We start from the raw sequence: 14,334 nt of genomic DNA, 5'->3' as shown, positions 1-14,334 counted from the left end.
TGCCCCTGTGAGACTCGATCTCGTCGCCGAGGCGACGGCCTTCGTCGACCTCACCGGCCTGCTGCGGGCCGGTGAGGTCGACGGCGTGGCGGTGGACTTCCTCAGCTGGGGCTTCTACGCCCCCTCGGTGTGGCGCAACCACCCCCACACGCACTCCTTCCACGAGGTGTGCCTCGCCTACGCCGGATCCGGCGCCTTCACCGTCGACGGCACCGAGCACGAGGTCACCGCCGGCAGCGTCTTCATCGCGCGGCCGGGCGAGGTGCACGAGATCGTCTCGCATCCGGCCGACGGGCTGGGCATCGCCTTCTGGGGCATCGCCCTGCAGGATGCCGGTGCGTCCCCGACCAGCGCCCCGGGCTGGTGGAGCGGGCTGCTGCTCGAGGACCGACCCCGGGTCTCCACCGCCCTGGGCTCGCTGCCCGTGCTCATCGCGGCCCTGGCCGCGGAGGCCGGCTCGCCCCGTGCTGGGGTCGTCGAGCAGGTGCGGGCCCTGGGCGGCGCGCTGGTCGTCGAGACGGGCCGCGCCTTCGCGAGCGCGGAGGACCTCGCCGTCGAGATCGACCCGGGCGCCCGCACCACCTCGAGCGTCGCCGCGATGGAGCGCTATCTCGGAGACAACCTCTCCCGACCCCTGCGCGTCCAGGACGTCGCCGAGGTGGTGCATCTGTCCGCCCGGCACGCCTCGCGGCTGTTCGCCGAGGCGACCGGGGAGTCGCTGATGGCGGCGCTGCGACGGATGCGGCTCGAGCACGGGGCGCACCTGCTGCTGGACTCCGAGGAGCCCATCGCCCAGATCGCCCGCGCGAGCGGCTACCCCGAGGCGCGCCCCTTCATCACCGCCTTCCGCCGACGCTACGGCCAGCCGCCGGGCGCCTTCCGCACCCACGGCGGCACGCTGCATCTCTGACCGGCCGGGCGTGGTCGAGCGCTGGCCGCGGCGAGGGCTCAGCCCTTGTGCGGGTCCACCAGACCGGCGCGATAGGCGAAGACCACGGCCTGGGTGCGGTCGCGGGCGCCGAGCTTGCCGAGCAGGTTCGCGACGTGGGTGCGGACGGTCTCCACGCCGAGGAACAGGGCGCTCGCGATCTCCGCGTTGGTCAGGCCCTGCGCGAGATGGACCAGCACCTCCTGCTCCCGCTCGGTGAGCGGCGGCCCGTCGTGCCGGGCGGTGCGGGCGCTCGGGCGCAGCAGCTCGCGCACCGTCTCGGGGAACATCAGGCTGGTGCCGCGCGCGATGGTGCGCACGGCCTGGACCATCTCTTCGGCGGTGGCGCGCTTGAGGAGGAACCCCGAGGCCCCGGCGACCAGGGCGTCGTGCACGTACCCGTCATGCTCGAAGGTGGTCACGACCAGGACCTTCGGCGGATCGGGCAAGCGCAGCAGCAGCTCCGTCGCCCGCAGGCCGTCCACCCGCGGCATGCGCACGTCCATGCACACCAGGTCCGGGGCGGTCTCGCGCACCACCTGGAGCGCCTCGGCGCCGTCGGCCGCCTCCCCCACGATCTCCAGATCCTCCTGTGCGCCGAGGATCAGGGCCAGGCCCTGCCGGACCAGCGGTTCGTCGTCGACGACGACCATGCGGATCGGGTTCTCCGGGGCGTCGGGGATCGGCTGGAACGGCGATGCGTTCATCGGTGTTCGGACCCCCTCAGCAGCGGCAGATCGAGCCGGGCGGTCCAGACGTCCCCCCGCGGCCCCGCCTCGACCGTACCCCCGAACAGATCCGCGCGTTCACGCAGTCCGCGGAGGCCGCGCCCGCCGGCGCTCCCCCGCCGCGACGCTCCGGCGGTCGCGGTGCCGCCTGCATCGCGGAGCGGGCTGGTGACCTGCAACCGCACCCGCTGATCGACCTCGACGAGCTCGACGTGCACCGCGCCCTCGCCGCCGTGCCGCTGGGCGTTGGTCAGCAGCTCGGCGAGGCAGCGTTCCAGGTGCTCACGCTGCAGAACGGCGAGATCGTCCGGCAGCTCGACCCGTGCCCGCAGGTCCATCCCGCGGTGCCGATGCTCGGCGATCAGCCGGTCGATCCCCTCGGGGGGCCGGGCCCGGCCCTCGCCTGCCGGCTCCTCCTCCCGCAGCAGGGCGAGCACCGCGTCGAGCTCTCCCGTGGCGCCGCGGGCGGTGTCCTCGATCGCGGCGAGAGCCGTCGCGGCGGCCTGCGGGTCCCGGGTCTGGATCGCGCGCGCGGCCGCGGCCTGGATGCTCACCACGCTCAGCGCGTGCCCGATCCCGTCGTGCAGCTCCCGGGCGATGCGGGTCCGCTCCGCCTCGCGCTCGGCGCGCTCCTGAGCGATCTGGAGGCGGTCCGCCGTGGTGGGGCCGAGCACGTGCGGCGCGAGGCGGGCCAGCAGCGCGCCGATGGGCCACCAGGCCAGCAGCGAGGCGACCCCGGCCAGCACCGCGAGCACACCGGCGCCCGCTCTCCCGGTCGCGGACCCTGGCAGCGGCACCCCGGAGCCGAGATCCCGGTCGCGGACCAGCTCCACGAAATACAGCCCGGCGGTGGGCACGAACGTCGCCAGCACCGCAGTGACCAGCAGACCCAGCAGCAGATGCAGCACCACCCACAGCCCGGTCCGCAGGTGGTGCGCGGGGCGCGGTCGGTGCGGGACGACCATCTCCCCGTCGGCCCCGAGCATGCTCCTGGCCCCGGTGACCTCGAGCTCCCGCACCCCGGGGACCAGCCCCAGCAGCGCCGCCAGCAGGAGGCTCACCGCGACGAGGAGCCACAGCGGCCCGGTGACCACCCCGTTGCGGCCGGTCATGATGGTCACCACCACGACGACCAGCAGGACCACCGCCAGGCCGATGGCGGCGCCCGCCATCAGCCACGCGAGGCGGCGGCCCTGCCGTCGGAGGGTGTCCATCCGGTCATCGTCCCCGATCATGCGGTGCCGGCACCAGGGACATCCGTCATAACCTCTCGTCGCTGCTGGTCACGGCGATGCCCGACGTAGCCCCACACGGCGAGCGCGAGCGCGGGGCCCCACAGCCAGCAGGGGAAGATGATCGCGAAGGCGAGCACGAGCCCGGCACCCTGCCCCTGTGCCGCCGCCCCCACGAGCAGGGGCACCGCGGCGAAGCTGAGCAGGGCCGCGACGGCCCCGCCAGGCACCGCGGCGGCGGCGATCGGCACCGGCCTGCCGGCGACCACCGGCATCCACCGCGGGAACACCTCGCCCCAGGGACGGATCAGGCCGATCGTGAGGATCACGGCGAGCCAGGAGCCGGAGGAGAGCGCCAGGCCCCACAGCCGGGTGGACAGGTCCATCGCCTGCTCGGTGCCCAGCAGCGGCCACGGCGTGAGCCAGGTGAGGCGGATCAGCGCATACGGCAGCGGCCCGCAGGCGGCGAGCACGGTGAGCGCCACCCGATGCCGGGTCACCCAGGCCGTGGCGCGGGCGGCAGTCGCGGAACCACGGAGGTCGAGCGCGGCGGCGGCGGACCACAGCGCCCCGACGGCGACCATGAGCAGGGTGAAGCCGATCAGCGGCAGCTCCGCCGCGAAGGCCGGCAGCAGATACCCGAGCAGCTCCCGCAGCGGTGCCCCGAGGACCACGGTCCCGGCACCCACGCCGAGCACCGCCGCGGCGGAGAGCGGGAGGCGGAGGCGCGGGTAACGCCGGATCGTCTGGATCAGCAGCAGCGCGAGGATCACCGGCATGGCGAGCGCCAGCAGATAGCCCGCGGTGGACAGCGTGGACATGCTGCCCAGGCCCACGCCGGCCACGAGCACCTCGACAGCGGTGACGCCCAGCAGAGCGGGCCGGGGCAGGAGGCCGACGAGCGCGGCGATGCCGGCTGCGGCGCCGACCAGGGCGGTGAGGGCGAGGACCAGCGCCGCCGTGCCCGCGCCGAGCATGCCGCCCAGCATGGTCTCGGCGATGCCCTCTCCGATCAGCGGGAGCCGCGGGGCGAGCAGGCCGAGCGCAGCGGCGAGCGCGGAGGCGGCGAGCGCCCCGGCCAGCAGCGGGCGGGGGACGCGGGGCGGGGAGGTGGGCGTCGGGGCGGTGAAGGCAGCTGAGGCAGCGCCACGGGTGGCGTGCGCGGCGGCAGGGGCAGCACCCACCGGCGGGGTCGGAGGGGCGGAAGGGCGAGGTGTGGTGGTCATGTCCACGAGCCTCGTGCCGCACGCCGCCGAGCACCTCCCCCGCCCGGGTGAACCCCCTCCCCCGCCCGGCGACGGCCAGTGCCGAGGGACGAGAGCCGAGAGCCGGGGCCGGGAACCGGGAACCGGGAACCGGGAACCGGGAGCCGAGTTTTGTCTGGTGAGGACCGATGTCGGGGCCGGCATCGGTCCTCACCGGACAAAAGCCCTCCGCAGGTCCACGGGGCCGGGCGGAGGGTGGGCAGCGGACAGGGAGCGGGGCCGGGCTCGGCCCCGTGACCCCCGGTGTCAGGGCGCGACGAATCTCCGGGCGGCGAGCCGGGCGGCCCCGGGCAGCGTGACCGCGCGGCGGGCGATCTGCTGGAAGCGCAGCTGCGCCCGGTTCGCCGGGGCGAAGAACGACGCGCTGCGTCGGCCCGCGCGCTGGACTGCCTCGACCGTCGGCCGCCAGCGGCGCTCGTACTCGGTCAGGCCGACCTCCACGTGCGGGCCGGCGGCACGGAGGCTGCGGGCCAGCGCCTCGGCGCCCGCGATCGCAAGGGACGTGCCCTGCCCGGCGAGGAGCGACGGCGCGTGGGCGGCGTCCCCGGCGAGCGCGATGCGTCCCCGGCTCCAGCAGGGCGCCACCGCCTGCGCGACGAGGTCGTCGTAGAAGCTCTCCGGGGCGTGGGCGAGCGCCCTGTCGACCTGAGGGTGCAGCCCGGCGAACTCCCGCTGGAGCCGGGACCGGTCCGGGACCGGCCGCTCGGTGAGCGCGGCGTCGGTCCGTTCGGCGAACATCGCGCCGACACGACCGCCTCCGGCCGAGTACACCCAGCCCACCCGGCGCACCGTGTCGGTCATGAGCATCCGCTCCCCCAGCTCCTCGGCGAGCTGCGGATCCTGGTAGAGATAGCTCGCCACCCGGTACCCCATCGGCACGATCCCCCCGTGACCGGGCGCGACCTGTCCCCGCACGACCGAGCGGACGCCATCGCAGGCCACGACCAGATCGGACTCGAGCGTCGCCCCGTCGGCGAGCTCGACCACCGCGCGACGAGGGCTGCCCGCACCGACGAGATCGGCATCGCGCACCGCGACCGCACGGGCGCCGTAGCGCAGGTCGACGGTATCCGGCAGCACTGCGAGGAGCCCGAGCTCGACCTCGGGGCGCAGGATGGAGAAGTAGCGCCCGCCGGAGGCGGCGACGAGGGGGCCGACGTCGATCCGGCCCGACTCCGCCCCGTCGGGCGTCCCGTAGCGCACACCCTCGAAGACGTGCCCGCGGGATCGGAGCGCGTCGATGATCCCCATCCGCTCGGCGGCGAGATACCCGGGGCCGAAGAAGTCGATCATGTAGCCGCCGCCGCGCGGGCCCGGGGAGGCCTCGAGCACCGTCACGCGGTGGTCGGGGGCGAGCTGGTGGGCGAGGGCGAGGCCGGCGATGCCGCCTCCGATCAGGATGACGTCCATGCACTCGACGCTACCGGGGGCCTGCGCCGGAGCGCACCCCACCTTCGTCACGATCCGTGCGACGCGACCCGACGAGGGTGACGGTCACGGGCGAATGGAGGCGCCATTCCCCCAAGTACGCGACTTCCACCGCTCGGCGTGTCCGCCACCGGGGGCCGGCCGGCCGGGGTCACTCGCCCCGGGCGGAGTCCTCGGGTGCTTCGCCGGGCACCTTCGCGATCTCGCCGGTGGCGGCGCCCTCGACCACGGCCTCGTCCTCGTCGGGATCCACGCCGTCGGCGAACTGCGACCAGTACAGGCGGTGGTAGGCGCCCTCGGCCTCGAGCAGCGCGTCGTGATCGCCCTGCTCGACGATGTCGCCGTGCTCCATCACCAGGATCACGTCGGCGTCGCGGATGGTGGAGAGGCGGTGGGCGATCACGAAGGAGGTCCGGTCGGTGCGCAGCGCCGCCATCGCCTCCTGCACGAGCACCTCGGTGCGGGTGTCCACGGAGCTGGTGGCCTCGTCGAGGATCAGCAGAGCCGGATCGGCGAGGAAGGCGCGGGCGATCGTGATGAGCTGGCGCTCCCCGGCGGAGACGTTCGCGCCCTCGTCCTCGATGACGGTGTCGTAGCCGTCGGGCAGGGTGTGCACGAAGCGGTCCACGAAGGTGGCCGTGGCGGCCGCGACCACCTCCTCGTCGCTCGCCTCGAGGCGGCCGTAGCGGATGTTCTCGCGGATGGTGCCGCCGAACAGCACCGCGTCCTGCAGCACCATGCCCACGCGCGAGCGCACCTCGCCGCGGTCCAGGGCGCGGATGTCCACGCCGTCCAGGCTGATCTGGCCGCCGTCGATCTCGTAGAACCGCATGATGAGGTTGACCAGGGTGGTCTTGCCCGCGCCGGTGGGGCCCACGATCGCGATCGTCTGCCCCGGCTCCGCGGTCAGCGAGAGGTCGGTGATCAGCGGCTTGTCGGAGGTGTAGGAGAAGGCGACGTGGTCGAACTCGATCCGGCCCCGGGTCGTCCCGGTCAGCTCGGAGCGCGCGATGCGGCGTGCGCCGCCCGATCCGGCGGCCTCGTCGCCCACGGTGATCTCGCCGTCGGCCTCCTGCTCCTCGGCGTCGAGCAGCTCGAAGATCCGCTCGGCGCTGGCGACGCCCGAGATCAGCATGTTCGCCATCCCCGCCACCTCGCCGAGAGGCGCGTTGAACTCGCGCGAGTACTGGATGAAGGCGGTCACCTGGCCCAGCGACATCTGCCCGGCGGCGATCCGCAGTCCGCCCACCACCGCGATGCCCACGTACCCGAGATAGGTCACCCACTGCATGATCGGCATGATCATGCCGGAGTAGAACTGGGCCTTGAAGGAGGCTTCCCACAGCTCCTCGTTGCGCTCGTCGAACTGCTCGCGCATCGAGTCCTGGCGATCGAAGACGGTGACCAGGTCGTGCCCGGTGAAAGACTCCTCGACGTGCCCGTTCAGGCGCCCGGTGTTGCGCCACTGGGCGGTGAACAGCTTCTGCGACTTCGCGCCGATGATGCCGATGACCACGCCGGAGATCGGCAGGGCGACGAGCGCGATGAGCGCCAGCTGCCAGGAGAGCCAGAACATCATGATCGTGATGCCCACGATGGTCAGCACCGCGTAGACCAGGGAGGCGAAGGCCTGCTGGAGGGCGGTCTGGACGTTGTCGACGTCGTTGGTGGTGCGGGAGAGCAGGTCGCCGCGCTGGCGGGTGTCGAAGTAGGACAGCGGGAGGCGGTTGACCTTCGCCTCGATCCGCTGGCGCAGGCCGTAGACGATGTCCATGACCACGTCGTTCAGCAGGCGGCCCTGCAGCCAGTCGAACAGCGCCGCGACCAGGTACATGCCGAGCACGATGATGAGCAGGCGGCCGAGCGCGTCGAAGGCGACGCCCTGCCCGGAGAGGAAACCGTCGAAGATGACGTCCATCGCGTCGCCGAGGATGGTGGGCGCCCACACCGTGAGCACGGTGGAGATGAGACCGCACAGCAGCACCACGCCGAGCCCGAGCTTGTGGTCCCTGAAGGTGCCCGCGAGGCGCAGCGCGGAGGGCCAGAACGCCTTGGCCTTGCGCGGTGCGGACTCGCCCCACTCGCCGGACATCGAGTCCTGCATCTCGAGGATCTCGGACTCGGTGAGCTCGGCGGTGCCGTCCTGCTGCGTCGCGGCGGTGCTCTTCTTCGCGCTCATGCCGTCTCCTCCACGGTGATCTGGGAGTCGACGATCTCCCGGTAGGTCTGCGAGCTCTCGAGCAGCTCGTCGTGGGTGCCGCGGCCCACGATCCGGCCCTCCTCGAGCACGAGGATCTGGTCGGCGGCGGTGATGGTGGAGATGCGCTGGGCGACGATGATCGTGGTCGCGCCCTCGGTGTGCTGGGCCAGGCCCTCGCGGACCTTCGCATCGGTGGTGACGTCGAGCGCCGAGAACGAGTCGTCGAAGACGTACACGCGCGGAGCGGCGACGAGGGTGCGGGCGATGCAGAGCCGCTGGCGCTGCCCGCCGGAGACGTTGGTGCCGCCCTGGGAGACGGAGGACTCCAGCCCCCGGGCCGCGCCCTCCCCCTCGCCTGTGGTCCGGTCGCGGACGAACTCGGTGCCCTGCGCGACGTCGAGCGCGCGCCACAGCTGCTCGTCGTCGGCCGTAGGATCTCCGAAGCGCAGGTTGTGCGCGATGGTGCCGGAGAACAGGTAGGGCTTCTGCGGCACGAGGCCCACGGCGGCGGAGATGCTCGCGCGGTCGAGGTCGGTGACGGGGATCCCGTAGATCAGCACCTGCCCGCCGGTCGCGTCGTGCAGACGCGGGATGAGGCTGACCAGCGTGGTCTTGCCCGCGCCGGTGGCGCCGATGATGGCGGTGGTGCGGCCGGCCTCCGCGGTGAAGGAGACGCCGTCCAGCACCGGGGACTCCGCGCCGGGGTAGGCGAAGGTGACATCGCGGAACTCGACGGTCGCGCCGCCGCCGGAGGACTCGAGGGCGAGCGGCCGCGCAGGCTCGGCGAGGGTGGGGGTGGTCTCGAGGACCTCGCCGATGCGGCGCGCGCTGATGATCGCGCGCGGGAACATCATGAACATGAAGGTGCCCATCATGACCGCCATGAGGATCTGCAGCAGGTACTGCATGAAGGCGGTCAGCGAGCCCACCTCGACCAGGCCGGCGTCCACACGGTGGCCGCCGAACCAGAGCACGGCGGCGGTCGCGAGGTGCAGGACCACGGTGATCGCCGGTCCCATGATCACGAAGAGCCGCCCGATCCGCACCGAGGTGTCGGTGAGGATGGCGTTGGCGTCCGTGAAGCGGCCGGTCTCGTGGTCCTCCCGCACGAACGCGCGGACCACGCGGATGCCCATGATCTGCTCGCGCATCACGCCGTTGAGGGAGTCGATGTTGTCCTGCATCCGCTGGAACAGCGGCATCAGCTTCGTGACCAGCAGGCCGACGATCAGCATGAGCACCGGCACCGAGACCCACACCAGCCAGGACAGCCCCGGATCCTCCTGGATCGCCATGATGATCCCGCCGATCGACATGATCGGCACCATGACCATGAAGTTCAGGGTCATGAGCACCAGCATCTGCACCTGCTGGACATCGTTCGTGGCGCGGGTGATGAGGGTCGGCGCCCCGTAGCGGCCCATCTCCTCGGTGGAGAAGCGATCCACGCGCGTGTAGACGGAGCGGCGGATGTCCCGCCCGATGCCCATCGCGACCCGCGCCCCGAACCACACCGAGACGATCGCGGTGATCACCTGGATCATCGCGACGACCAGCATGATCCCGCCGACGCGCCAGATGTGGTCGGTGTCCCCGGTGGCGACGCCGTTGTCGATGATGTCGGCGTTGAGGCTCGGCAGGTACAGGGTCGCGAGGACGGTCGCGAGCTGGAGGACGGCGACGGCCGCCACGTGCGGCAGGTACGGCCGGAGGTGTCGCCGGATCAGGGTCCAGAGCATGGAGGGATCTCCCGGTGCATGGTCGTGCGGCCCGGCCGACGGGGGTGAGCGGCCGAGGTCTCAGTCGGAGCGTAGGGGCGGTGGAGGACAGCTCCTGTCCTCGAAGCGATCGCTGTGCACCGCGGGCCCGACGGCCCAGCCCGATCCCGCGGGCCCGGTGGCGACCCGGCGGGAGCTCGATCCCCATTCTTCCCGCCACGCCCTCGGAGCGCACCCGACTTTCGCAGGAGACGCGCGCCGTCTCCTGACCGGTCGGGCACGGACCCGGATCCCCCATGGCTGGACGGAGGCCCAGGCATGAACAGGCCCGGAACCGATCGAGGACTTCCGGTGATCGCCTGCGTCGCGATGTTCGGCCATCGCAGGATGACGGCACGACCGGTCGACCGCAGCGCCGTCCCGACCCGACGGAGCCCCTGCACGGCCACCACGAGACGGAGATCCCTCGCCATGTCACGACTCATCCCCGCCCCCGTCACCCGCCGCGCGGCCTTCCGCGGCCTCGCGCTCACCGGTGCGCTCGCCACCGGCGGGCTGCTCCTGCCCACCGCCGCCCAGGCGCTGTCCACCTCGGGCGTCCAGAAGTCCCTGTGGGGCCTCTACTACTACGACGGCGTCGTCGACGGCCAGATCGGGCCCATGTCCCGCACCGCGATCAGGGCCTTCCAGACCGATCGTCGGCTCGTCGCCGACGGCGACCCCGGCCCGATCACCCAGGCCGAGCTCGTGACTGTGGTCAAGGCCGTGCAGAAGCCGCTCGGCCTCGTGGTCGACGGCGACTACGGCAGCGTCACCGTCGCCGCGATGAAGAAGTACCAGACCTCCAAGAAGCTCGTGGCCGACGGCCGCGCCGGGGCGAAGACCATGTCCGCCCTCGGGGTGAGGCGCGTGGTCGCCCCGACGTCCACCACCGGCAAGCTCGTCGTGATCGACCAGATGAGCACGGGCTACTTCAGCTCGGAGAACTGCGGGCCGACGGCCGCGGTGATCGCACTGGTCGGCGTCGGGAAAGCACCCAGCGGCTACACCTCCTCGATCACCGGCAACCGGGCCGTCGTGGAGCGGATGCGCGTGTCCTGCGGTCTCTCGCCCGCGGGCCGACCCACCGTCAAGAGCGTCTCCTACTACGGCTCGGACCTCACCGACCTCGCCCGGGGCATCAGGGCCACCCGGGGTGCGGCCTCGCAGGTCTCCTTCGCCGCCGCGACCGATGCCGCCGCCGTGGGGAGGACCACCATCCTGCACGTCAACCACGGGAAGCTGCTCGGCGTCTCCGGGGCGAACTACGGGCACTACGTCGTGGCGCGGGGCAAGGACTCCTCCGGGCGGATCCTGGTCTCCGATCCGGGCCGCGCGAAGAGCATCGGCATCAGGGGCTACAGCCGCTCCACCCTGATCAACGCGCTGCAGATGAACCGCGGTCTGATCGTCGGCTGACCCCTGGCCCCTGACCGCGCCCCGGGCGAGGTCAGGACATGCCGCGGCTGAACGTCTCCGCCTGCTTCGTGGGGCCGGTGACCAGGATGGTGTCCCCCTCCTGCAGCACCGTGTCCTGCGTGGCGGGCTGCCAGGTGCCCCCCGCGGGCTTCACGGAGGTGACGGTCACACCGTACCGCCGGCGGATCCCGCTGTCCCCGAGCCGCGCACCCGCGAGCTCGGGGCTCAGCGCGGTCTTGACCATCGCGAAGTCCGTGTCGATCTCGATGAAGTCCTGCATCGTGCCCAGCACGATGTGGGCGACCCGTCGGCCCATGTCCTTCTCCGGGTAGATCACGTGCTGGATGCCCAGCTGCTCGAGGATCAGACCGTGCGGGTCGCTGACGGCCTTCGCCCAGATCTTCCGGATGTCGAAGCGCAGCAGCAGCGAGGTGACCAGGATGCTGGCCTGGATGTCGCTGCCGATCGCGATGACGACCCGGTCGAACTCGGGGATCGAGAGCTGCCGCAGCACCGCCTCGTCGGTGGCGTCGGCATGGACGACGTGCGTGAGCCTGCCGTTGAGCGACTGGACGATGTCCTCGCGCGCATCGATGCCGAGCACCTCCGCGCCCTCGTCCATGAGCTCGAGGGCGAGGGACTGCCCGAAGCGGCCCAGGCCGATGACCGCGACGGACCGGTCGGAGGTCGGACCGGCGGAGAGGCCGGTGCGGAAGAGTCTGTGCTTAGCCAATGATCGGCCTTTCCTTGGGGAGGTCGTAGAGGAGCGTGCGCCGGCGCAGGGCGAGGCCGGTGGCGACCGTGATCGGGCCCAGGCGGCCGATGAACATGAGCGCGACGATGATCAGCTGCGCACCGACGGGGAGGTCCGCGGTGATCCCCGTGGACAGGCCCACCGTGGCGAACGCCGAGACCACCTCGAACAGGATCTGGTCGAGGGAGAAGTCGGTCATGAGCATGAGCGCGACGGTCGCGGCGACCACGAGGCCGACCGCCATCACGATGACGGTGATCGCCTGGCGATGCACCGCCCGGGAGAGACGCTTGCCGAACACGGTCACGGCGCCGGCGCCGCGCAGCTCGCCGAGCATCAGGAAGAACAGCACGGCGAAGGTGGTGACCTTGATGCCGCCCGCCGTGCCCGCGGGGCCTCCGCCGATGAACATCAGCAGGTCCATGCCCAGCCAGGTCGCAGGGTCCATCGCCGAGGTGTCGATCGAGTTGAAGCCCGCGGTGCGGGTCTGGGCCGACATCGCGAAGCCGTTGAGGATCCGCAGGTGAGGGGGCATCCCGCCGAGGGTCGCCGGATTGGTCCACTCGAGCGCGGTGATGTACACGGTGCCGAGGACGAGCAGCAGCGGGGTCGCCGCGAGCACGATCCGGGTGTTCATCGTCCACAGCCGCACGGTGCCCAGATGCTTCATGAGCTGCATCAGCACGGGGAACCCGAGGCCGCCGAGCACGGTCGCGCCGCTCGTGGTCAGGAGCACCACGGGATCATCGGAGAAGGACATGAGGCTGTCGCTGTAGAGCGCGAAGCCGGCGTTGTTGAAGGAGGAGATCGAATGGAAGACGCCGAGCCACAGCGCCCTTCCCCACGACTCGTCATAGGTGAGGGCGAAGCGCAGCGTGAGGATCGCCGCCGCGATCGCCTCGATGGCGAGAGAGATCCGCACGACGCTCAGCGCGAGGGTGCGCACGTCCTCGATGCCGAAGCTCTTGACCTCCGCGGCGGCGGTGAGCTTCGAGCGAAGGGACAGCTTGCGGACCACGGCGATGCCCACCACGGAGGCGAAGGTCATCACGCCGAGGCCGCCGAGCTGGATCAGCGCGAGGATCACGACCTGCCCGAACGCCGTCCAGAAGACGGGGGTGTCCACCACGATCAGCCCGGTGACGCACAGCGAGGAGACCGCGGTGAACAGCGCCTCCATCACCCCGGCGCCGCCGGGACCGGTCGAGGCGGCCGGGTGCATCAGCAGGAGCGTCCCCAGGACGGCGCTGAGGGCGAAGGCGAGGAAGACCGTCCGGGTGGGGCGCGGTCGCCGGTCGGTGCGGGAAGGCCGGAGCGGCCCGAGTGGTGGCACGCGCGGAATGCTACGCCTGCGCCGGGCCGACGGAAGCCTCCTGTGATCCGCGGATCACCGCGGTGCCGCGCCGGGCGGCGACGAGGATGATCACCATCCCGATCACGGTGAGGAGCGCACAGGCCAGGAAGGTGGCGCGCAGTCCGAGGAGGGTCGCGCCGCCCAGGGCGATCAGCGGCCCGGAGAGGATCGCGCCGATCCGACGGGTGTTCATGTAGAGGCCGGTGGACAGTCCCGGGCGCGAGATCATCTGCTGGAAGAGCGTCAGACCCACGCCGCCGATGCCTGCGAAGCACCAGGCGTTCAGCGGCTGCAGCACGAGCAGGAGCACCGGCCCGGTCGCGACCGCGACGCCCGCGTAGTAGACGATGCCGGCGAGGCAGCCGGTGACGATCAGGCCCAGGCTCGAGAAGCGCTCGGTGAGCCGGCCGATGAGCATCAGCGCGGGGATCTCGAGCCCGGCCGCGAGGCCCAGAGCGATGCCCGCCCAGAGCACGTCGATCCCGAGGGTCTGCGGGACGTACACCGCGAGGAAGGACATGCTCGTCGCGTTGGTCGCCTGGAGCAGGACGAACGCCGTGGTCACGAGCACGATCCCGGTTGTCCCGAGGGCGACGGAGTCCTCGTGCACGACGGGCGCCGCAGCCCCGTCGGCCGCGAGGGACTCCCGCCGACGGAGGGACATCATCGCCATCGTCGTCGCGATGTTCAGCAGCGCGACCGCCCCGATCGCGACCAGGATCGCGCGGGGGCCGTACCAGCCGATGATCAGCGTCGCGACCGGCGGGCCCGCGACCCAGGCGGCCGAGACCACCGCGCGCATGTTCATGACCTGCGAGGCCCGCGCCCCCGAGTGCCGCAGGTGGGCGAACATCATCGAGGTGCCCACACCGGCGGGACCGCCGAGCACCACCAGGGCGATCGTGACCAGGGGCAGGGTCGTGACCGTGGCGAGCAGCAGCACGAGCAGCGCCGTGAGCACCCCGGCGCCGAGCATGGGCCGGAGGTAGTCGAGATGACGGTCCGCCCAGGCCGGCAGGACCAGCGAGGCGACGAAGCCGCTCGCGTTGTAGATCGCGAGCACCCAGCCCACCTCGACCATCGACGCCCCGTAGAGCGAGGTGAGGATCAGCGCCAGGGAGGGGCTGAGGAAGGCGATCTGCAGCCCCCACAGGAGCGCCGCGGAGGGCATCAGGAGTCGGTTCACGGAGGTCCTCGGAATAGGGGTCGACGATCACGCCGTCGTCCTGACCGAGTACACACCGGCGCGCGGGTGCGGGGAAGTCCCTG

The 14,334-nt window shown here is 72.0% G+C and carries 11 protein-coding genes; 2 read left to right on the top strand and 9 right to left on the bottom strand.

Annotated features, from left to right (window positions below):
• Positions 1 to 7: 7 nt before the first annotated feature.
• Entirely contained in the window at positions 8 to 910 is a 903-nt protein-coding gene (locus CFK41_RS02065; protein ID WP_096798176.1) for an AraC family transcriptional regulator, read from the top strand.
• A 38-nt stretch (positions 911 to 948) separates the two neighbouring features.
• Here CFK41_RS02065 and CFK41_RS02060 read toward each other — a convergent pair whose 3' ends face one another.
• The 6 genes from CFK41_RS02060 to CFK41_RS02035 form a co-directional block, all read right to left on the bottom strand.
• Positions 949 to 1,635 (bottom strand): response regulator transcription factor, encoded by a 687-nt coding sequence (locus CFK41_RS02060; protein ID WP_227873170.1) that lies wholly within the window; start codon positions 1,633 to 1,635, stop codon positions 949 to 951.
• Positions 1,632 to 2,870, bottom strand: coding sequence for a sensor histidine kinase (locus CFK41_RS02055; protein WP_151904636.1), 1,239 nt, complete (start codon positions 2,868 to 2,870; stop codon positions 1,632 to 1,634). Before CFK41_RS02055 ends, CFK41_RS02060 begins: the two co-directional genes overlap by 4 nt.
• Before the next feature lie 17 nt (positions 2,871 to 2,887).
• Positions 2,888 to 4,114, bottom strand: a complete 1,227-nt coding sequence (locus CFK41_RS02050; RefSeq protein WP_096798174.1) for a hypothetical protein — start codon at positions 4,112 to 4,114, stop codon at positions 2,888 to 2,890.
• A 285-nt stretch (positions 4,115 to 4,399) separates the two neighbouring features.
• On the bottom strand, positions 4,400 to 5,563 hold the full coding sequence (locus CFK41_RS02045) for an FAD-dependent monooxygenase (protein ID WP_096798173.1): 1,164 nt from the start codon (positions 5,561 to 5,563) through the stop codon (positions 4,400 to 4,402).
• A gap of 169 nt (positions 5,564 to 5,732) precedes the next feature.
• Positions 5,733 to 7,760, bottom strand: coding sequence for an ABC transporter ATP-binding protein (locus tag CFK41_RS02040; RefSeq protein WP_096798172.1), 2,028 nt, complete (start codon positions 7,758 to 7,760; stop codon positions 5,733 to 5,735).
• Positions 7,757 to 9,520 (bottom strand): ABC transporter ATP-binding protein, encoded by a 1,764-nt coding sequence (locus CFK41_RS02035; protein ID WP_096798171.1) that lies wholly within the window; start codon positions 9,518 to 9,520, stop codon positions 7,757 to 7,759. Before CFK41_RS02035 ends, CFK41_RS02040 begins: the two co-directional genes overlap by 4 nt.
• Before the next feature lie 450 nt (positions 9,521 to 9,970).
• Between CFK41_RS02035 and CFK41_RS02030 the strand changes: the two genes are divergently transcribed.
• Positions 9,971 to 10,957, top strand: coding sequence for a peptidoglycan-binding protein (locus CFK41_RS02030; RefSeq protein WP_169928769.1), 987 nt, complete (start codon positions 9,971 to 9,973; stop codon positions 10,955 to 10,957).
• Between the two features lie 31 nt (positions 10,958 to 10,988).
• Here the strand turns inward: CFK41_RS02030 and CFK41_RS02025 are convergent, their stop codons facing one another.
• Genes CFK41_RS02025 through CFK41_RS02015 form a run of 3 tightly spaced genes read right to left on the bottom strand, consistent with a single transcriptional unit; the run spans position 10,989 to position 14,251 of the window.
• Positions 10,989 to 11,690 carry a potassium channel family protein gene (locus CFK41_RS02025; protein ID WP_096798169.1) on the bottom strand — a complete coding sequence of 234 codons (702 nt, stop codon included), beginning with the start codon at positions 11,688 to 11,690 and terminating at the stop codon, positions 10,989 to 10,991.
• Positions 11,683 to 13,044, bottom strand: a complete 1,362-nt coding sequence (locus CFK41_RS02020) for a TrkH family potassium uptake protein (protein ID WP_227873169.1) — start codon at positions 13,042 to 13,044, stop codon at positions 11,683 to 11,685. The genes CFK41_RS02025 and CFK41_RS02020 overlap by 8 nt, the downstream gene beginning before the upstream one ends.
• Positions 13,045 to 13,054: 10 nt before the next feature.
• Positions 13,055 to 14,251 carry an MFS transporter gene (locus CFK41_RS02015; RefSeq protein WP_096798167.1) on the bottom strand — a complete coding sequence of 399 codons (1,197 nt, stop codon included), beginning with the start codon at positions 14,249 to 14,251 and terminating at the stop codon, positions 13,055 to 13,057.
• Positions 14,252 to 14,334 lie beyond the last annotated feature (83 nt).

The sequence above is a fragment of the Brachybacterium ginsengisoli genome (assembly GCF_002407065.1).
In the GTDB taxonomy this organism is placed as follows: domain Bacteria; phylum Actinomycetota; class Actinomycetes; order Actinomycetales; family Dermabacteraceae; genus Brachybacterium; species Brachybacterium ginsengisoli.
This window is presented reverse-complemented; position numbering and strand designations above follow the sequence as displayed.